Genomic DNA, 21,777 nt, shown 5'->3' with positions numbered 1-21,777 from the left:
CCTCCCGGGGTGCTTTTCACCTTTCCCTCACGGTACTGGTTCACTATCGGTCACTAGAGAGTATTTAGCCTTGGGAGATGGTCCTCCCAGATTCCGACGGAATTTCACGTGTTCCGCCGTACTCAGGATCCACTCTGGAGGGAATGAACTTTCAACTACGGGACTGTTACCCTCTATGGTAGGCCTTTCCAAGCCGCTTCATTTAACTCATTCCTTTGTAACTCCGTGTAGAGTGTCCTACAACCCCAAGAAGCAAGCTTCTTGGTTTGGGCTCTTCCCGTTTCGCTCGCCGCTACTAAGGGAATCGAATTTTCTTTCTCTTCCTTCAGGTACTTAGATGTTTCAGTTCCCTGAGTCTGCCATCAAAACGCTATGAATTCACGTTAGGATACTGTTCGATTAAAAACAGTGGGTTCCCCCATTCGGAAATCTCCGGATCAAAGCTTACTTACAGCTCCCCGAAGCATATCGGTGTTAGTGCCGTCCTTCATCGGCTTCTAGTGCCAAGGCATCCGCCATGCGCCCTTAATAACTTAACCTAATTGATTCCAATCTGCTGCGTAATACTTTGTCAGCTACACTTGTTCGAATGCTCATGTACGTATGTACACTCCGCTTCTCACTGCGTTTGCTTTCGCGTCTTACTTGCATCTTGAAATAATTTTCACATAAGTCATTAAGCCTAAAAAATTAAAACTTAATAATTCAAAATCTATAAAAGAAATTTGTGTTTGTGTTACTTTCAATGTCGTTTTATCCAGTTTTCAAAGAACAAGTTTTACTCTGCGACAAGTAATCGCAAGAGCAAGGTTTGAAGATCATTTGCATGAGCCTTCAAAACTAAACAGCAAGTAAGATAATCTGTATAAGACCCAAGGTCTTTTCCGTTATATTCCTTAGAAAGGAGGTGATCCAGCCGCACCTTCCGATACGGCTACCTTGTTACGACTTCACCCCAATCATCTATCCCACCTTAGGCGGCTGGCTCCTTACGGTTACCCCACCGACTTCGGGTGTTACAAACTCTCGTGGTGTGACGGGCGGTGTGTACAAGGCCCGGGAACGTATTCACCGCGGCATGCTGATCCGCGATTACTAGCGATTCCGGCTTCATGCAGGCGAGTTGCAGCCTACAATCCGAACTGAGAACGATTTTATGAGATTAGCTTACCCTCGCGAGTTTGCGACTCTTTGTATCGTCCATTGTAGCACGTGTGTAGCCCAGGTCATAAGGGGCATGATGATTTGACGTCATCCCCACCTTCCTCCGGTTTGTCACCGGCAGTCTCCTTAGAGTGCCCAACTAAATGATGGCAACTAAGAATAAGGGTTGCGCTCGTTGCGGGACTTAACCCAACATCTCACGACACGAGCTGACGACAACCATGCACCACCTGTCACCAATGTCCCCGAAGGGAAAATCCTATCTCTAGGACGGTCATTGGGATGTCAAGACCTGGTAAGGTTCTTCGCGTTGCTTCGAATTAAACCACATGCTCCACCGCTTGTGCGGGCCCCCGTCAATTCCTTTGAGTTTCAACCTTGCGGTCGTACTCCCCAGGCGGAGTGCTTAATGCGTTAGCTGCAGCACTAAGGGGCGGAAACCCCCTAACACTTAGCACTCATCGTTTACGGCGTGGACTACCAGGGTATCTAATCCTGTTTGCTCCCCACGCTTTCGCGCCTCAGTGTCAGTTACAGACCAGACAGTCGCCTTCGCCACTGGTGTTCCTCCAAATCTCTACGCATTTCACCGCTACACTTGGAATTCCACTATCCTCTTCTGCACTCAAGTTCCCCAGTTTCCAATGACCCTCCACGGTTGAGCCGTGGGCTTTCACATCAGACTTAAGAAACCACCTGCGCGCGCTTTACGCCCAATAAATCCGGACAACGCTTGCCACCTACGTATTACCGCGGCTGCTGGCACGTAGTTAGCCGTGGCTTTCTAATAAGGTACCGTCAAGGTACGTTCATTTCCTAACGTACTTGTTCTTCCCTTACAACAGAGTTTTACGATCCGAAAACCTTCATCACTCACGCGGCGTTGCTCCATCAGACTTTCGTCCATTGTGGAAGATTCCCTACTGCTGCCTCCCGTAGGAGTTTGGGCCGTGTCTCAGTCCCAATGTGGCCGATCACCCTCTCAGGTCGGCTATGCATCGTTGCCTTGGTAGGCCGTTACCCCACCAACTAGCTAATGCACCGCGGGCCCATCCTACAGTGACGCCGAAGCGCCTTTCAACTTCAAAACATGTGATTCGAAGGATTATTCGGTATTAGCCCAGGTTTCCCTGAGTTATCCCAATCTGTAGGGCAGGTTGCCCACGTGTTACTCACCCGTCCGCCGCTAAATCAGAGAAGCAAGCTTCTCGTCATTCGCTCGACTTGCATGTATTAGGCACGCCGCCAGCGTTCGTCCTGAGCCAGGATCAAACTCTCCATAAAAGTAGTTTGAAAGCTCATTTGCTTTGCTAGCGTTATCTTTTGATAACAATTGCTTATTCACTTAATGTGATAAGACTTGTTTGTGATTATCTTCTTGCTTGTTTAGTTTTCAAGGTTCATGTTGTTTCGTCGTCACCTTAACGACTTAATCATTATATCATGATAACTTCTTAGAAGTCAACAACTTTTTAAAAAAGTTTTTTGTGTCAGTTGGTATTTCTTAACTGGACAACTCCTTAATTATATAACAATAATTCATTGAAGTCAATTGCTTTTTTAAAATATTTTTATAACTGTTTTCCAACAGCAACTTTTATATAATATAATACTTTTTTATAAAGTGCAAGTTTTTTTATGAAATTAACTTTAGATTTTAAAAATACACCTTAGACTTACTGTCTGTGGTGTATTTCCAAAGTGTTTCTTCTATATATGAACTCGGTGAATAAACATATTTCTTTTTAAACTCAAATCAATAATCTCTCCACTATGCTCAATTTTAACAGTAGGTCGTGTAATTAAATTATTATTTGTATAAACAATCGTTCCGATTAATCCATTAGACAGTTCCACTACTGTACCTAAAGGTAGATCTGCTACTGACGCCAATAAGGCCTGAACGACATCTATACGATACTTACCAAATGCTGATTCTCTAATGACTTCTACTACTTTAAACACAGACTCTTTAGGTTTGTATAAACGTTCGCTAGTCATTGCATGAAATACATCTGCGATTGCAATAATATGAGATATCTGTGTAATTGAATCACCTTTGACTCGATTAGGATAACCACTTCCGTCTAATTTTTCATGATGTTGAAAAATCGCGAGCTTCATTTCTTGTTTTAAAATCGGTATATTTTTTACCATCTTCAGACTATGAATTGGATGATTCATGATTTCTTTAAATTCAAATTCATTTAAAGCACCTGGTTTCATTCGAATTCTCTTACTAATCTTCGCCATACCACAATCAGCTAACAAGGCAGCTGTTGCAATTTGTAGAACATCACCTTTGTTATATTTCATCTTATTCGCAATAACAGCTGCTACTAAAGCTACTGCTACTGCATGATGATAAATATATTCTCTAGAATCCGCATAATCATTCAATGTGAAGATTTTTGTGCGATCTGTAATCATCTCATCAATTAGCGGCATGACAATATCTCGTGCTTTACCGATATCTACTTTAGAGCCTGCTTCCCAGTTAGAAAATTCAGATTTAAATTTTTGCACACTTGTTTTAAGTTTTTTCTCAAAGTTCTGCTCATCTGTTTTAAAAATTTCTTTTGTATATACTACTTCTTTTTTAGATTCAATTGATTGTTTTGATATTGGAATCATCGATATATTGAACGCTTGAAAGACCATCAACATGTCACGGTCTACTCTTGTATCCTTATATGCGATTGGATACTGTGTGTTCGCTAAAATATCTTCTGCTAATACACTACCTAATTTTATTTCATCTAAATTAATTTTTACTGTATCCAACTCACTGCCTCCTCATTCTATTTTATAAAAAATCAATTCACATATTTTCCACTAAATAGTCTACTTTCATTAAATATACACCTAATTTTTATGTGTTCCAATATAAAAAGAAGAAATCACGCATATTAACGTGATTTCTTCTAAGTCTAACAACTATTCTTCTTCTGTAGATTCTTCTTCAAGATTTTCAGATTCTTCTTCAGATGGATCTTCTTTTTCTACTTTCGCAACAGTCGCAACAAATTCTTCATCGGCTAAGCGAATTAAACGAACACCTTGTGTACTACGTCCAATTTGAGAAATATCATTTACATCCATACGAATTAACATACCGTTAATTGTTATAAGCATAATATCTTCTTCACCTGTAACTGCTTTAACTGCTACTACCGGACCATTTTTATCTGTAATTTGACATGTTTTAATTCCGACGCCACCGCGAGTTTGTAAACGATATTCTTCTTCTGAAGTACGTTTTCCATAACCTTTTTCTGTAACAACAAGAATCTCTTGACCTTCTTCTAAGATTTCCATGCCGACTACATAGTCATCGTCACGTAAACGAATACCACGAACACCAGCTGCATTTCGTCCCATCGCACGAATATCTTGTTCTTTAAAACGAACTAACATCCCTTGATGTGTTCCGATAATAATTTCTTTTGTACCGTCTGTTAAACGCACTGAGATTAATTCATCATCTTCACGTAAAGAAATAGCAATCAAACCGTTAGTACGAATGTTTGCAAAGTTTGATAATGATGTACGTTTCGTTACACCTGTTTTCGTTGTGAAAATAAAGTAAGCATCTTCTTCATATGAAGGAACGCGAATCATCGCTGTTACTTTTTCATCTTTATCCACATTTAACAGATTCACAATCGGTAAACCTTTTGCTGTACGTCCAAACTCAGGGATTTCATACCCCTTCGCTTTAAACGTTTTACCTTTTGAAGTGAAGAATAGGATTGTATCATGTGTTGAAGCATACATTAAATGTTCTACAAAATCATCTTCATTCGTTCCCATACCTTGAACACCGCGTCCACCACGTCGTTGGCTTCGGTATGTATTAGCAGGTAAACGTTTAATATAACCATTGTGTGTAAGTGTTAACACCGAATTTTCTCTTGGAATCAAATCTTCATCCTCAATCATGTTCGCGCCACCAGCAATAATCTCTGTACGGCGTGCATCATTGAAGCGCTCTTTTACTTCTGTTAACTCTTCATGAATAATCGCAATGATTTTTCCTTCATTTGCTAAAATTTCTTTTAATTCTGCGATTAGAGCTAATAAACCATTGTATTCTTCTTCAATTTTATCGCGTTCTAAACCTGTTAAACGTTGTAATCGCATATCAAGAATTGCTTGTGCTTGTCTTTCACTTAATGAATATTGCTCACCTAGCGCTCGCTTCGCTTCATCTGCTGTTTGTGAACTACGAATTAATTGAATGATTGCATCGATATGATCTAGCGCAATACGAAGTCCTTCTAGGATATGTGCGCGATCTTCAGCTTTCTTCAATTCAAATTCTGTACGGCGACGAATTACTTCTTTTTGATGTTCTAAATAATGATAGAGAGCTTCTTTTAAACTTAGTGTTTGCGGTTGGCCATTTACTAAAGCTAGCATGTTAATACCAAAACTTGATTGCATTGCAGTTTGTTTATATAAATTATTCAAAACAACATTTGCATTTGCGTCTCTACGTACATCAATCACAATACGCATACCATTACGATCCGATTCATCTCGAATATTCGTAATGCCATCAATTTTTTTATCACGAACTAATTCAGCAATTTTCTCAATTAATCGCGCTTTATTTACTTGGTAAGGAAGTTCATTCACAATGATTACTTCTTTACCACTTGTTTTTTGTTCGATTTCAACTTTTGAACGGACAACAATTGATCCGCGTCCTGTTTCATAGGCACGACGAATTCCACTGCGCCCAAGAATAAGACCACCTGTAGGAAAGTCTGGACCTGGAATGATCTCCATTAATTCTTCTGTCGTAATTGCAGGATTTTCAGATACTGCTAAAACACCATCAATCACTTCACCAAGTTGGTGAGGAGGGATATTTGTTGCCATACCTACAGCAATACCTGATGTTCCATTCACAAGTAAATTAGGATAACGCGCTGGTAATACAACCGGTTCACGTTCATTCCCATCGTAGTTATCTTTATAATCAATTGTATTTTTGTTAATGTCACGCAACATCTCCATTGCGATTTTTGACATACGCGATTCTGTATAACGCATCGCTGCGGCACCGTCACCATCAATCGAACCAAAGTTACCATGCCCATCTACAAGCATGTAACGGTAACTGAAATCCTGTGCCATACGTACCATTGCTTCATAAATAGATGAGTCACCATGCGGGTGATACTTACCCATAACATCCCCAACAATACGTGCAGATTTTTTATATGGTTTATCCGATGTACTACCTAGCTCCTGCATTCCATATAAAATACGTCTTTGAACTGGCTTCAATCCATCACGCACATCTGGTAATGCACGTGAAACGATTACACTCATAGCATAATCTAAAAATGCTGTTTTAACTGTTTTAGTAATATTGACTCCTTTTACGCCGGAGTGATTTTCTTCAGACAAAACGTAAACCTCCTTTCAAAAACCTTACTTAAATATCTAAATCTGCATATACTGCATTCTCATTAATAAATTGACGACGTGGTTCTACATCATCACCCATTAATTGTTCAAATGCTTGATCTGCTTCAATTGTATCATCTAATTCAACTTGTAATAATACACGATGTTCTGGATCCATGGTTGTATCCCACAGCTGCTCTGCATTCATCTCACCAAGACCTTTATAACGTTGTGTCATTGGTTTTGGTTGACTTGGTAAACGATTTAAAATTTCTTGTAATTCCGCATCGCTATAACAGTATTCTAAATGCTTCCCTTGCTTCACTTGATAAAGTGGCGGTTGTGCGATATACACATAGCCTGCTTCAATCAATGGGCGCATGAAACGGAAGAAGAATGTTAATAGTAATGTACGGATATGCGCACCATCAACATCGGCATCTGTCATAATAACGATTTTATGATAACGTGCTTTTTCTAAATTAAATTCTTCACCAATACCTGTACCGATGGCTGTAATCATCGCGCGAATTTCCTCGTTTGATAAGATACGATCTAAACGTGCTTTTTCAACGTTTAAAATTTTACCTTTCAGCGGTAAAATTGCTTGGAAATGACGATCACGTCCAGATTTTGCAGACCCACCTGCAGAGTCTCCTTCTACAATGTAAATCTCACAGTCAGCTGGATTACGAGATGAACAATCAGCAAGTTTACCAGGAAGGCTTGAAAATTCTAAAGCTGATTTACGACGTGTCATTTCACGTGCTTTTTTAGCAGCTACGCGCGCACGAGAGGCAATTAAACCTTTGTCGATAATTGTACGTGCCACATTTGGATTTTCTAATAAGAAACGTTCGAAGCGTTCTGAGAATAATGAATTCGTAATCGTACTAACTTCCGAGTTACCTAATTTTGTTTTTGTTTGACCTTCAAATTGTGGATCAGGATGTTTAATTGAAACAATCGCAACTAACCCTTCCCGTACATCTTCACCTGTAAGGTTCGCATCATTTTCTTTTATTAGATTATTTTTACGTCCATAATCATTAATCACACGTGTTAAGGCAGTTTTAAAACCTGATTCATGTGTTCCACCCTCATACGTATTGATATTATTAGCAAAAGAGAAAATATTGGATGCAAAGCCATCATTGTATTGCATTGCAATCTCTACAGAAATGCCGTCCTTTTCACCTTTTAAATCAATCGCTGGGTGAAGTGGATCTTTGTTCTCATTGATATGTTCTACATATGATTTGATACCGCCTTCATAGTGAAACTCATCACGACGTTCGCTACCTGGTCGTTCATCAATAATAATCATCGTAATACCACGATTTAAGTATGCTAATTCTCGAATACGATGCGCTAAAATATCATATTCATATACAGTTGTTTCTTTGAAAATTTCTGGGTCTGCTTTAAAACGCGTTGTTGTACCATTATGATTTGTCTCACCAATCACTTTTAACTCTTGTACAACTTGACCACGTTCAAAGATGATTTCATGGATTTTTTCATCACGATGAACTTGTACGCTTGTTTCGACAGATAGTGCATTTACTACTGAAGCACCTACACCATGTAAACCGCCCGAAACTTTATAACCGCCACCGCCAAATTTACCACCTGCATGTAGTACTGTCATAATAACTTCTACAGCTGGCTTACCAACTTTTTCTTGTATATCAACTGGAATACCACGCCCATTATCCTCTACGCGTATCCAATTATCTTTTTCAATTGCAACAGTAATCGTGTCACAGTAACCTGCTAAAGCTTCGTCAATACTGTTATCCACAATTTCCCACACTAAATGATGAAGACCTTTAGAACTGGTCGATCCAATGTACATACCTGGTCTTTTACGAACAGCTTCCAATCCTTCTAAAACCTGAATCTGCTCGGCATCATATGAAGTTGGATTTTTCTCTTCTAACGTCATAACTGGTTCCACCTACTCTTTCATATAACATTTAGATGTCTTTTGATTTGATAAGGTTCTGTAAATACTGTTACTCAGAATCTACAGAACCTTGTTTCACGTGAAACAATTTTGCTTCACGTATTGTATTGTGGTCAATGCCATCTACACTCGTTGTTGTAACAAATGTTTGTACATCGCCATGTATTGTGTTTAATAAATGGGATTGGCGATAATCATCTAATTCAGATAAAACATCATCCAATAATAAAATCGGCGCTTCTCCCACTTCTTGTTTAATTAATTCAATCTCAGCTAATTTTAAAGAAAGTGCTGTTGTGCGTTGTTGACCTTGTGAACCATATACTTGTACATCATAACTATTTACCATAAATTGTAAGTCATCACGGTGCGGACCAAGTAATGTAACACCACGCTCAAGCTCTCGATTTTTTTGTTCTTTTAATTTAGCTAATAGATGTTCTTCCATAGCTGTTGAATCCCAAGAAGCTTCTAATCCACTTACAGCTTTATAGTGAATTTCTAGCTTTTCTTTTTCCCTTGAGATTCCAAAATGAATAGGCGCAGCCCACTCTTGTAATAATTCCATGAATTCAAAACGTTTACGAATAACCTTCACTGCAGCGGCAACATATTGTTCAGTGAAAATATCAAAACTTAAATCATCTAAATTTCGTTTTCCCTGATTTTTTTTCAAAATATGATTACGCTGTTTTAATATTTTTTGAAAGCTAGATAAATCATGTAAGTAAGTCGGCGAAATCTGACCAATCTCCATATCTAAAAAACGCCTGCGCAACTGTGGACTTCCTTTGACGACATTTAAATCTTCAGGAGCAAACATGACTACATTCATTTGTCCAATATATTCGCTTAATTTACTTTGATTGAGGTGATTTGCTTTCGCTTTTTTACCTTTTTTGGAGATTGTAAGTTCTAGAGGGAGTTTTCCATATCGTTTTTGAATGTCTCCCTCTATTTTACCATACTCAGCGCCCCACTGGATTAATTCTTTATCATTCGATGTTCGATGTGATTTTGCCATCGCTAAAACATAAATTGCTTCCATGACATTTGTCTTACCTTGTGCATTTTCACCGATAAAGATATTAATCGTTTTAGAAAAATTTAATTCAAAAGAATTGTAATTTCGGTAATCATGTAATTTTAAGCGTTCAATATACATGCATTATTCCTCAAGAAATGCATCTTTCACAATAAATCTCCCTACCTCAGGTAACTCCACAATATCTTCGTGTCTTAATTTTCTTCCTCGGCGATCTTCTAACTCATCATTCACAAATACATCATTCTCAGCAAGGTACCATTTTGCTTGGCCTCCAGAACTAATAAGGTCGACCATTTTTAAAAATTGACCTAATGTTACATATTCAGTGTCTATTACGATTTCGTTCACAGTTTTCATCCTTTTCATAACGATTCTTTATCTTTCTATTATACCGAATTTTAAGCAATAAGTAAAAATAGGTATTAAAAAGCGAATTTAGCACCTGGTACTAAACTCGCTTGGGAAATAATTCGCGCTGTTGCTATTTTAAAATATTAATACGTACGCACAGGTAAAATCAGCTGTAGAATCGAGTCGTCATGAATTGAACGAATGATAAACGGACGCATCGCACCAGTGAATTGAATGATTACATCTTGACCATCTATTGATTTTAGAGCATCCATCATATATTTCGCACTAAATGAAATACGCAATTCATCACCCGTTAATTCTTGTACTTGAATTTCTTCTTCAACCTTACCAATCTCAGGTGAATTTGAAGAAATTTCGATTTGGTTTTGATCTAAAGTTGAAAAACGAACAACATTATTGCGTTCTTCACGTGCTAAAAGTGATGCACGATCGATAGCTTGTAATAATTCTTTACCGTTAATTTGTACAGTAGTTTGATATGTTTCTGGGATTAAGCGATTTGTATCAGGATAATTCCCCTCTAATAAACGTGAGAAGAAAAGAACATCTTCAGTTTTGAATAATACTTGTTGATTTGTCATATAGATATTCACAGGTGTAGATGAATCTGAAAGAATTTTGCTTAATTCAGTTAGACTCTTCCCTGGGATAACAACACTTTCCACATCTTTTGGTAAATTGTCCAGCGTGACAATTCTACGTGCTAAACGATGGCTGTCTGTTGCAACGCAAATAAGTCCTTCTTCTGTAACTTTCCAATTTACTCCTGTTAATACAGGACGCGATTCACTTGTTGAAACTGCAAATACTGTTTCACGAATAATCGATTTTAATAAATCTCCAGGAATTGAAATTTGATTTTCTTCACTTACTTCTGGAAGCATTGGATATTCATTTGGTTCTAAGCCGATTAAGTGGAAATCCGATTTACCAGAACGAATACGCGTTTGATAATTTTCAGTTACTTCAATTTCAACTTCATTTGTTGGTAATTTACGAATAATTTCGTTAAACATACGAGCTTGTAAAACAATTGAACCTGTTTCATCAATTTGAATTAATTGTTGACCGTCTTTTTCAGTTGGAATAAATGTTTGAATTGTAATATCTGCATCACTACCTGTTAAACGAATACCTTCTGTAGATACATCAATTTTAATACCTGTTAAAATTGGAATCGTTGTTTTTGAACTTACAGCTTTCATTACATCATTTAGTGCATTTAATAACTGATCTCTTACTATGTTGAATTTCATGTAAATAACCTCTCTTTATATATTATTAATTAATATTATTTTTAATAGTTTAAGTAATAGGGGGTGTGGATTCTGTGGATAACCCATCTCGTACGAATAAAATCAGTCTATCTGCTTGTAGATAGACTGTGTATAAGTGTGTGGTTAAAAATCTAATTTATCCACAAGCTAATTACTTAACTTGGTTTTAATCTGTTTAATATCATCTTGTAAAATTGCGTCTGTTTTTAATAAGGATGTAATTTTTTCATGTGCGTGAATTACAGTTGTATGATCACGACCGCCAAATTCTTCACCTATTTTTGGTAGTGAGGAGTCTGTCATTTCTCGTGATAAATACATAGCTACTTGACGAGGAAAAGCAATTGATTTTGTTCTCTTTTTAGCAGAAAAATCTTCAAGTTTAATACCATAGTGTTCCCCAACAGTCTTTTGAATATCCAAAATGGATAAAATTTTTGGAGTTGTTGAAGGCATGATGCTTTTTAAAGCTTCAGCAGCTAATTCAGCTGTTAAAGGTTGATTTAGTAAGTTTGAATAAGCAACAACTCGTGTTAAAGCACCCTCTAACTCTCGAATGTTCGAATCAATTTGACTTGCAATATAACTCATTACATCATCTGAAATTTGCAAACCATCTGCATCAGCTTTTTTTCTTAATATGGCAATACGTGTTTCTAAATCAGGTGGACCAATATCGATAATCAATCCCCATTCAAAACGAGAACGTAAACGATCTTCTAATGTTGGAATCTCTTTCGGTTGGCGGTCACTTGAAATAATAATTTGTTTAGACTCTTCATGTAGGGTATTAAATGTATGAAAGAACTCTTCTTGAGTAGATTCTTTTCCAGCTAAAAACTGGATATCATCAATTAATAACACATCTACTTTTCGATATTTATTACGAAAAGCCTCCGTATTATTATCACGAATTGAATTAATAAATTCATTTGTGAATTTCTCCGAAGATAAATAAACTACTTTCGCATTTGGGTCATGTTCTAACACATAATGACCAATTGCATGCATTAAATGTGTTTTTCCTAAACCTACTCCCCCATGTAAAAACAAAGGGTTATAAGCTTTTGCTGGTGCTTCAGCTACAGCTAATGATGCAGCATGTGCAAAGCGATTTCCAGGTCCGATTACAAATGTATCAAATGTATTTTTTGTATTTAACATTGCTGGAGAGTGATCATTTGCAACGACAGGTAACTCTTTTTTCTTACGTTTAGTTGATGGTTGAAAATCATCATCTGCTACTTCAGTAAAATGAATATCCAATGACGAACCCGTTAATTTTTTAACAATCCCTTGAATTGTAGTTACATAATTTTTAGCTAACCATTCTTTTGAAAATGAGTTTTCAGCTGAAACAACGAGTTGATCATCTTCATATGCAATTAATTCAGTTGATTTAAGCCAAGTATCAAAGCTTGGTTTCGATATGATTTTTTTGGCCTCATGTAACACCTGATTCCAAAAATGTTTCAGTTCTTCTTGGTTCAAAATCGTCTCTCCTTTCAATTAATTTTTATGTAAATAAAAGCGCAATGTTTAATATACATGAAAATAGAATTATACACAATAGCAACAACCTGTGGATAAGTGTTGTTAAGAGGGTGCAAATAACTTTATCCACAGGTTATAATAAATTGTGGAAAAATAGAGTTAAGGGAAAAATTGTATACAAACATTTCAACAAAACTGAAGTCCTTTAATAATTGGTATACGAGTATTTAAAGTACTTATCCACAGTGGGAGGTTACCACTCGAATAACTTTATCCACAGGGTATTAATTTGTGAAAAACTTGTAGATAATACCTGTGGATAAAAAATATCTGAAAATTTTTAGTCACAAGCTTTCTGTATAACCAAAATAAGATTTGTGGATAAATCTTATTTGTTATTTAGCAATGAAAATCAGGGTATTTTTGAAGCAGACTTTTTGGGATCCGTATTGACAAACTATTTATAAAAACGCTATAATGTGCAAGACTGTCTGTAGCATTTATAAATGGACTTTAGACTTTCAACAGGAGGTGTATTACACAATGAAACGCACATACCAACCAAAAAAACGTAAACATAGCAAAGTGCATGGTTTCCGTGCTCGTATGAGTTCTAAAAACGGTCGTCGCGTATTAGCAGCTCGTCGTCGTAAAGGTAGAAAAGTATTATCAGCATAAGCAAGTCCACTGACCAACATCAGTGGTCTTTTTCTTTTGAGAGGTTCGTGTCAATTTTTGGCACGGACAACTCTATTCAATAATTGTTGAGCAGGTGAACGATGAAAAAAAGTCGTAGAGTGAAGTCAGAACATGACTTTCAAAAAGTATTTCGAAGAGGTAAATCTTTTGCGAATCGTCAATTTGTTGTTTACGGTTTAGCAAAAGAAGAGCAAGAACAGTTTCGTATCGGTTTATCTGTGAGTAAGAAGTTAGGAAATGCCGTAACACGAAACCAAATTAAACGTTATATCCGACAAAGCTTTCACGAGCTAGATCTTGAGTTACGTCAAGATATGGATTACGTCATTATCGCCAGAAAACCGGCGGCCACAATGAATTTTGAAGAAGTAAAAAAGAGTTTAGAACATGTTTTAAAAATCTCTAAATTTTTGAAGAGAACTACTAGAGTTAAGCAGAATAAGCATGATAAAATAGAGAAAATGAATTGACTCGCAGGGGCGATCACTAAAAAGATTTCTACATTACTTCATCCTGCGAACAACAGGAGGGGCCCAATTGAAAGAATCGATCCAAGTCGCGAAAACAGTCGAAGAGGCTGTTGCGAATGCTTTGAAAAAACTTGATTTGACCCATGACCAAGTAGAAATAGAAATTTTACAGGAGCCTAAAAAAGGTTTTTTAGGCATTGGTGTTCGTGATGCACATGTTCATGTAAAAAAGAAATTAATACTGGTTGAACCAGAAATTGAAGAAGTAGAAAATGATGAAGTTCATCCACAAACTGTAGATAACTCTGTGGAAAAAGAAGAAATTCAAATAAAGCATGATGACACCCGTGCAATTGAAGAAGCAAAAACGTATATTGAGTCTATCGTAAAGCAAATGGATATCCATGACTTGCAAATGGATGTTATACAAAAGCAGAAAACAATTCATATTCAATTATCAAGCGAGAAAGCAGCACTGTTAATTGGAAAACGAGGTCAAACATTGAACTCACTTCAACTAGTTTCGCAATTAGTTGTACAAAAATATACAACGCGCTACCTTACTTTAGAATTAGATGTGGAAAACTATCGCCAAAAGCGTAGAGAAGCATTAATTGAATTGGCACATCGTTTAGCTGATCAAGCTGTATCCACAGGTAAACGTATTGATTTAGAACCAATGCCATCTAGTGAAAGAAAAATTATTCATCATTCGTTAGCGAGACGTTTGGATGTGGATACTTTTTCTGAAGGTGACGCGAACCGTCGCCATTTAGTAATTGAACCTATTCGCTCATAGTATTAAAGGATTGTGAAAGAGTCCTTCTCACGTTTTTACGGAGAAGGACTCTTTATTTTTTGAAGTAATATGAGTGTAGTGAAAAAAGAATTTATGTTAACATATATCATTAGTGAATTACGGAAAATTAGATCCAAGGAGGATTCAAAAGATGTTTGAATTTGATACAATTGCGGCAATTTCTACGCCACCAGGAGAAGGGGCGATTGCGATTGTACGCATTAGTGGTGAAGAGGCATTTGCAATTGCTGATCGTGTATTTCATTCCCCGAGTGGAAAAAGTTTGATGGAAGCACCATCTCACACAATTCATTATGGTCATTTAAAAGAAGTGGATAGTGGACAAGTTGTGGAAGAAGTCATGGTTTCAATTATGAAGGGGCCAAAAACTTTTACACGTGAAGATGTAGTTGAGATTAACTGTCATGGTGGTCTCGTTACTGTGAATCGTGTACTTCAACTTATTTTACGAAACGGTGCACGCATGGCTGAGCCTGGTGAATTTACAAAACGCGCATTTTTAAATGGGCGAATTGATTTATCTCAAGCGGAAGCAGTAATGGATTTAATTCGTGCGAAAACAGATCGCGCGATGAATGTAGCTTTAGGACAGATGGACGGAAAATTGTCTCGTTTGATTACACAGTTACGCCAAGCACTAATTGAAGTGCTTGCACAAGTAGAAGTAAATATTGATTATCCAGAATATGATGATGTGGAAGAAATGACAATTCCACTTATGCTTGAAAAATCAAATTGGGTAAAAGGTGAAATCGAAAAGTTATTACAAACTTCTTCACAAGGTAAGATTTTACGAGAAGGTTTATCCACAGTTATTTTAGGACGTCCAAATGTAGGGAAATCATCGCTTTTAAACAGTTTAGTACAAGAAAATAAAGCAATCGTAACAGATGTTGCGGGAACAACTCGTGATATCATTGAAGAGTATGTCAATGTTCGTGGTGTGCCACTTCGTCTTGTGGATACAGCAGGTATTCGCGAAACAGAAGATATTGTAGAACGTATTGGTGTAGAACGTTCACGCCAAGTATTACATGAAGCAGATCTCATTTTATTTGTTGTAAATTATAATCAAGCATTAACAGACGAAGATTTACGTCTTTTCGAAACAATTCAAGATATGAATTATATTGTCGTTGTAAATAAAACAGATTTAGAACAAAATATCGATTTAGATCAAGTGAAGACTTTAGCAAAGGATCGTCGTGTGATTACAACATCTATTTTAAATGAAGAAGGTGTAGACGCTTTAGAGGAAGCAATTTCTTCGATGTTCTTTGAAGGTTCAATTGATGCCGGAGATGCTACGTATGTATCGAATTCACGTCATATTGCGTTACTGCATCAAGCATTAGATCGTATCACAGATGCGATTAATGCAGCAGAGGCAGATGTGCCTGTGGATATGATTCAAATTGATGTAACACGTACATGGGAAATCCTTGGAGAAATTATCGGCGATACAATGCAAGAAAGTTTATTAAATCAGTTATTCTCACAATTCTGTTTAGGAAAATAAATTTATTTTTAAAAAAGAAGGGAAGTACGAACATGCCAAACACATTTGAAGCAGGCACGTTTGATGTCATCGTAGTAGGAGCAGGTCATGCAGGAGTAGAAGCTGCTTATGCTTCAGCGCGTATGGGCGCAAAAACACTCGTTTTAACAATTAATTTAGATATGATTGCTTTTATGCCATGTAATCCATCAGTTGGTGGACCGGCAAAAGGAATTGTCGTTCGTGAAATTGACGCAATGGGAGGTGCGATGGGAAAAGTCATCGACCAAACTCATATTCAAATGCGTATGCTGAATACTGGTAAAGGTCCAGCTGTACGTGCATTACGTGCGCAAGCAGATAAAGTTTTATATCAACAAGCTATGAAACAATTATTAGAAGAACAAGATAATTTAACAATTCACCAAGCAATGGTAGACGAGTTAATCGTTGAAGATGGTGAAATTAAAGGATTAATTACACAAGTTGGTGCTGTATATCGTGCAGAAACAGTTGTTATTACAACAGGTACATTTTTACGCGGCGAAATTATTATTGGCGACTTAAAATATTCATCAGGTCCAAATAATCAACAACCATCGATTAAATTAGCAGATAATATGCGTGATTTAGGGTTTGAAATGGTGCGTTTTAAAACAGGTACGCCACCTCGCGTAAATAGTAAAACAATTGATTACTCAAAAACAGAAATTCAACCAGGCGATGAAGAGCCACGTGCATTCAGTTTTGAAACAACTGAATTCATTATGGATCAAATTCCATGTTGGTTAACATATACAAGTCCTGAAACACATCAAATTATTAATGATAACTTAGATTCATCACCAATGTTCACAGGTGTGATTACAGGTGCAGGTCCACGTTATTGTCCATCAATTGAAACGAAAATTGTACGTTTTAATGATAAACCACGTCACCAACTGTTCTTAGAACCAGAAGGACGTAATACACAAGAAGTTTATGTACAAGGTTTATCCACAAGTTTACCTGAACATATTCAACGTAAAATGCTTGAGACAATCCCAGGATTAGAAAAAGCTGAAATGATGCGTGCAGGTTATGCGATTGAGTATGATGCAGTAGTTCCTACACAATTATGGCCAACACTTGAAACGAAAAAGATTAAAAACTTATACACAGCTGGTCAAATTAATGGTACTTCTGGTTATGAAGAAGCAGCAGGTCAAGGAATGATGGCTGGTATTAATGCAGCAGCGCGCGTATTAGGCAAAGAAGAAGTTATTTTAGGTCGTGCAGATGCTTATATCGGTGTTTTAATTGATGACTTAGTTACAAAAGGTACAAATGAACCGTATCGTTTATTAACATCACGTGCAGAATATCGTTTATTACTACGTCACGATAATGCAGATATGCGTTTAACAGAAAAAGCTTTTGAATTAGGTCTTGTTTCTGAAGAGCGTTATAACAAATTTGTTGAAAAACGTGAGTTAGTAAAAGCTGAAATTAATCGTCTAGCTGAATTTGGCATAAAACCACGTCTTGTCAATGAAGCTTTAACTGAAATGGGCAGTAGTCCTTTAAAAGATGGTATTCATGGAACAGATTTATTAAAACGTCCAGAATTAAATTATGATTTTGTTGCTAAAGTGACAGAAGCTCCTGAACTACCTGAAGATGTGAAAGAACAAGTAGAAATTCAAGTGAAGTACGAAGGTTATATTGAAAAAGCTTTACAACAAGTTGAAAAGCTTAAGAAAATGGAAGGTAAGAAAATTCCAGAGCAAATTGATTACGATGCCATTTCAGGAATTGCGACAGAAGCACGTGAAAAGCTAAAAGAGATTCGTCCATTAACTGTTGCACAAGCATCACGAATTTCAGGTGTAAATCCAGCCGATATTTCAATTTTATTAGTGTATATTGAACAAGGTAAAATTGCTAAAATCGCACAAGCATAAATCAATTTAGTCGAGATGAGAGGGGAACAATATGAACGAGGAACAGTTTATACAAGCGTTAAAAGAACAAGGTATTGAGTTATCAGAAAAACAAATTCAACAATTCCGTCGCTACTTTGAAATTTTAGTTGAATGGAATGAAAAAATGAATCTTACAGCGATTACAGATGAACCATCTGTTTACCTAAAGCACTTCTACGATTCAATTAGTGCAAGTTTCCATTTTGATTTTACAAAAGTTACAACTGTATGTGATGTAGGTGCAGGGGCTGGTTTCCCAAGTTTACCAATTAAAATTTGTTATCCACATTTACACATTACGATTGTGGATTCTTTGAATAAACGTATTCAATTCTTAAATCATTTAAGCGATGAAATTGGTTTAGATCATGTCGAATTTGTACATGCGCGAGCAGAAGAATTTGGTCAAAACCCTCAATACCGCGAAAAGTTTGAGCTTGTAACTGCTAGAGCTGTAGCACGCTTATCCGTGTTATCAGAGCTATGTCTGCCTCTTGTTAAAGAGGGGGGACAATTCCTTGCTTTAAAAGCTGCAAGTGGTGATGATGAATTAAAAGATGCTAAAAAAGCGATTACTGTGTTAGGTGGTAAATTAGTGCATCATGTTGCTTTTGAGTTACCTGTTGAGGAAAGTGAACGTACCATCTATGTATTTGATAAAGTAAAAGCAACACCAAAAAAATATCCAAGAAAACCTGGAACACCGAATAAATCTCCTATTAAATAACGAATGTTTCATGTGAAACGATATGTCATCTTACTTTTTTTGTAGAAAGAAACTATAATAGAGGTATTGCGCAACAAAACAGACATAAAATCGACTTATCACAATGATGTGGAATAAGGATATACTTGAAATAATCGTTAAAAGGTGGTGCTAAACTTGAAAAGTGCTTTATCACGTATTTTTGGTGGCGGCGATAAAACTGTAACGAAAGAGTCAACTGAAAATGTGCTAAACTTACCAATTGGTAAAATTCATCCGAACCGTTTCCAACCACGTACAATTTTTGATGACTCCAAAATTGAAGAATTAGCTCGAACAATTCATACACATGGGATTATTCAACCAATTGTTGTACGAACGATGGAGAATGGTGATTACGAAATCATTGCAGGTGAACGCCGATATCGTGCGATGAAGTCATTACAATGGGTGGAAGTCCCAGCTATTATTCGAGAGATGTCAGATAAAGAGACTGCTTCTGTCGCATTAATCGAAAATCTTCAACGAGAAGAACTAACAGCAATTGAAGAAGCACAAGCATTTCAACAGTTGCTAGAGCTACATGAATTAACACAGGAAGCGTTAGCGCAACGTTTAGGTAAGGGCCAATCGACTGTCGCAAATAAATTGCGTCTATTAAAATTACCTGAACAAATTAAAGAGTCTATTTTAAAACGTGAAATCTCTGAGCGTCATGCTCGTGCATTAGTTCCTTTGAAAAATGAAGAATTGCAATTGCAATTATTAGAAGAAATTAAGGAACAAGACTACAATGTGCGTCAGTTAGAACAGCGGATTCGTGAAATTTTAGAGCCGATTGAAAAGGTGAAGAAACCACGTGTTAAAAGGAAGTCTGTTAGTCGTGATGTTCGTATTGCTTTAAATACAATTCGTGAATCATTAACCCTTGTTAATAAAACAGGTATTGATGTAAAAGCAGAAGAAGAAGAACATGATGAGTATTATCAAATTACTGTAAAGATACCAAAAAATAAAAAATAAATTGCGTAAAAGGGAAGCAGACATATGAGCTGTTTCCCTTTTTCATATACTTATACTGAAAAAAATTTGATAGAATATAGAAAATACAGACAATTAAGGGATGGTGGAATTTATATGGTACGTGTAATTGCGACGGCTAATCAAAAAGGTGGTGTTGGTAAAACAACCACAACGATTAATTTGAGTGCAGGTTTAGCTAGTTTAGGACAACGTGTATTAATTGTTGATTTAGATCCACAAGGAAATGCAACAAGTGGATTAGGTGTGGATAAAAGTACAATCGAACACTCAATTTATGATGTATTAGTTCGAGATGTACACATCAATCAAGTTATACATAAAACCAATACATCTAATCTATCCATTGTGCCGACGACAATCGCGCTTGCAGGTGCAGAAATTGAATTAGTCTCTATTATTTCGCGTGAATCACGTTTAAAAAAAGCATTAGAAGAAATAAAAAATCAGTTTGATTATATTCTAATTGATTGTCCACCATCTTTAGGATTATTAACGTTAAATGCACTAACAGCATCGGATGAAGTAATAATTCCAGTACAATGTGAATATTACGCCTTAGAAGGTTTGAGTCAGTTATTATCCACAATTACATTAGTGCAAAAACATTTGAATCAAGATTTGAAAATTACCGGTGTTTTACTCACAATGTTTGATATAAGAACAAACTTAAGTACACAAGTAGCAGATGAAGTTCGTCAATTTTTTGGTAATCAAGTTTATGAAACAGTTATTCCAAGAAATATTCGTTTAAGTGAAGCGCCAAGTCATGGCGAATCTATTTTAGAATATGATGCAAAATCAAAAGGTGCGTTCGTTTATTTAGAATTAGCAAAGGAAGTGAATCAGCTTGGCTAAAGGTTTAGGAAAAGGATTAAATGCCTTATTTAATACAGATGAAGTAGTTGCAGGGGAAAAAGTTGAGAAGATTCAAGTACGTGATATTAAACCAAACCCGTATCAACCACGTAAAGAATTTAAAAAAGAAGCGCTAGAAGAATTAGCAGAATCAATTAAAGAACATGGCATTTTACAACCAGTAGTTGTTCGTAAACAAGGAAAAGGCTATGAACTAGTTGTGGGAGAACGACGATTTAGAGCTGCTAAAATGGCTTTGCAAAAAGAAATTCCGGCAATTATTCGCGAATTCGATCAACAACAAATGATGGAATTAGCTATTTTAGAAAATTTACAGCGTGAAGATTTAACGGCATTGGAAGAAGCAGAGGCCTATCAAAATTTAATGGAGAACTTGAATTTTACACAAGAACAATTGGCACAGCGTTTAGGAAAAAGCCGTCCCTATATTGCGAATCAAGTTCGCTTACTATCGTTACCAAAAGATGTTCAACAATTAATAGCAGAACAAATAATTACACCGGGACATGGTCGTACATTACTAAGTTTAAAACGTAATAAGCTCATTTCACAAGTAGCAGCTAAAGTCGTTCAACAAGGTTTAAATGTTCGTCAGTTAGAAGCGCTTGTTCAACAATATAATGAAGATGTTTCACGTGAAACGAAAGAAAAACCTAAAAAGGATTTATTTTTACAAGAGCGTGAAGATCAATTGCGTGATGTCTTTGGAACAAGTGTTGTAATCACAAAAGGAAAGAAAAAAGGGAAAATTGAAATTGAATTTTTCTCAGAAGACGATTTAGAACGCATTTTAGAAATACTTGAAAAGTAATAGGCTATAAAAAGCAGTGCAATAAAATCTTCTGCACAATTAAAGGAATCGTTTGACTTAAATTAAAATTTTATAAAATCTCCATAGTGATTCATCGCATCTATAACATAATTTTTATATAATCAAACGAGTGAAAGTGAG

At 36.5% G+C, this 21,777-nt stretch carries 16 protein-coding genes and 2 rRNA genes (1 of these 18 running past the window's edge); 9 read left to right on the top strand and 9 right to left on the bottom strand.

Going from position 1 to position 21,777, the window contains the following annotated elements:
- From MHB75_RS12980 to dnaA, 9 genes are all read right to left on the bottom strand, one after another.
- Positions 1-539, bottom strand: a 23S ribosomal RNA gene (locus tag MHB75_RS12980) (it extends 2,391 nt beyond the left edge of the window).
- 361 nt (positions 540-900) lie between these two features.
- A 16S ribosomal RNA gene (locus MHB75_RS12975) occupies positions 901-2,448 on the bottom strand.
- Together the 16S and 23S rRNA genes form the textbook arrangement of a ribosomal RNA operon.
- A gap of 426 nt (positions 2,449-2,874) precedes the next feature.
- Positions 2,875-3,948 carry an HD-GYP domain-containing protein gene (locus MHB75_RS12970; RefSeq protein WP_340998173.1) on the bottom strand — a complete coding sequence of 358 codons (1,074 nt, stop codon included), beginning with the start codon at positions 3,946-3,948 and terminating at the stop codon, positions 2,875-2,877.
- A 153-nt stretch (positions 3,949-4,101) separates the two neighbouring features.
- Complete coding sequence (gene gyrA, locus MHB75_RS12965; RefSeq protein WP_340998172.1) at positions 4,102-6,585, bottom strand: DNA gyrase subunit A; 2,484 nt, start codon at positions 6,583-6,585, stop codon at positions 4,102-4,104.
- 28 nt (positions 6,586-6,613) lie between these two features.
- Entirely contained in the window at positions 6,614-8,533 is a 1,920-nt protein-coding gene (gyrB, locus tag MHB75_RS12960; RefSeq protein ID WP_141272240.1) for a DNA topoisomerase (ATP-hydrolyzing) subunit B, read from the bottom strand.
- A 70-nt stretch (positions 8,534-8,603) separates the two neighbouring features.
- Positions 8,604-9,719 (bottom strand): DNA replication/repair protein RecF, encoded by a 1,116-nt coding sequence (gene recF / locus MHB75_RS12955; RefSeq protein ID WP_141272242.1) that lies wholly within the window; start codon positions 9,717-9,719, stop codon positions 8,604-8,606.
- Positions 9,720-9,722: 3 nt separating this feature from the next.
- Positions 9,723-9,950 (bottom strand): S4 domain-containing protein YaaA, encoded by a 228-nt coding sequence (yaaA, locus tag MHB75_RS12950; RefSeq protein ID WP_141272244.1) that lies wholly within the window; start codon positions 9,948-9,950, stop codon positions 9,723-9,725.
- Positions 9,951-10,096: 146 nt separating this feature from the next.
- Positions 10,097-11,233 (bottom strand): DNA polymerase III subunit beta, encoded by a 1,137-nt coding sequence (dnaN, locus tag MHB75_RS12945; RefSeq protein WP_068456860.1) that lies wholly within the window; start codon positions 11,231-11,233, stop codon positions 10,097-10,099.
- A 168-nt stretch (positions 11,234-11,401) separates the two neighbouring features.
- Positions 11,402-12,745: a chromosomal replication initiator protein DnaA gene (dnaA, locus tag MHB75_RS12940; RefSeq protein ID WP_141272246.1), complete on the bottom strand. Its 1,344-nt coding sequence runs from the start codon at positions 12,743-12,745 to the stop codon at positions 11,402-11,404.
- A gap of 546 nt (positions 12,746-13,291) precedes the next feature.
- Here dnaA and rpmH point away from each other — a divergent pair.
- From rpmH to MHB75_RS12895, 9 genes are all read left to right on the top strand, one after another.
- A complete protein-coding gene (rpmH, locus tag MHB75_RS12935) occupies positions 13,292-13,426 on the top strand; it encodes a 50S ribosomal protein L34 (protein ID WP_036200974.1) in 135 nt (44 codons plus the stop codon).
- A 101-nt stretch (positions 13,427-13,527) separates the two neighbouring features.
- Entirely contained in the window at positions 13,528-13,917 is a 390-nt protein-coding gene (rnpA, locus tag MHB75_RS12930; RefSeq protein ID WP_087682065.1) for a ribonuclease P protein component, read from the top strand.
- A 67-nt stretch (positions 13,918-13,984) separates the two neighbouring features.
- Positions 13,985-14,716 (top strand): RNA-binding cell elongation regulator Jag/EloR, encoded by a 732-nt coding sequence (gene jag, locus MHB75_RS12925; protein WP_340998163.1) that lies wholly within the window; start codon positions 13,985-13,987, stop codon positions 14,714-14,716.
- Positions 14,717-14,867: 151 nt separating this feature from the next.
- Complete coding sequence (mnmE, locus tag MHB75_RS12920) at positions 14,868-16,256, top strand: tRNA uridine-5-carboxymethylaminomethyl(34) synthesis GTPase MnmE (protein WP_068456871.1); 1,389 nt, start codon at positions 14,868-14,870, stop codon at positions 16,254-16,256.
- 32 nt (positions 16,257-16,288) lie between these two features.
- Positions 16,289-18,178, top strand: a complete 1,890-nt coding sequence (gene mnmG / locus MHB75_RS12915; protein ID WP_340998159.1) for a tRNA uridine-5-carboxymethylaminomethyl(34) synthesis enzyme MnmG — start codon at positions 16,289-16,291, stop codon at positions 18,176-18,178.
- 31 nt (positions 18,179-18,209) lie between these two features.
- Entirely contained in the window at positions 18,210-18,926 is a 717-nt protein-coding gene (gene rsmG / locus MHB75_RS12910; protein ID WP_340998158.1) for a 16S rRNA (guanine(527)-N(7))-methyltransferase RsmG, read from the top strand.
- 156 nt (positions 18,927-19,082) lie between these two features.
- Complete coding sequence (gene noc / locus MHB75_RS12905; RefSeq protein ID WP_340998156.1) at positions 19,083-19,928, top strand: nucleoid occlusion protein; 846 nt, start codon at positions 19,083-19,085, stop codon at positions 19,926-19,928.
- Between the two features lie 114 nt (positions 19,929-20,042).
- Positions 20,043-20,804, top strand: a complete 762-nt coding sequence (locus tag MHB75_RS12900) for a ParA family protein (protein ID WP_340998154.1) — start codon at positions 20,043-20,045, stop codon at positions 20,802-20,804.
- Positions 20,797-21,636: a ParB/RepB/Spo0J family partition protein gene (locus MHB75_RS12895; protein ID WP_340998152.1), complete on the top strand. Its 840-nt coding sequence runs from the start codon at positions 20,797-20,799 to the stop codon at positions 21,634-21,636. The genes MHB75_RS12900 and MHB75_RS12895 overlap by 8 nt, the downstream gene beginning before the upstream one ends.
- The last annotated feature ends 141 nt before the right edge of the window (positions 21,637-21,777 follow it).

This window comes from Kurthia sp. FSL E2-0154 (genome assembly GCF_038003625.1).
GTDB lineage: Bacteria > Bacillota > Bacilli > Bacillales_A > Planococcaceae > Kurthia > Kurthia gibsonii.
This window is presented reverse-complemented; position numbering and strand designations above follow the sequence as displayed.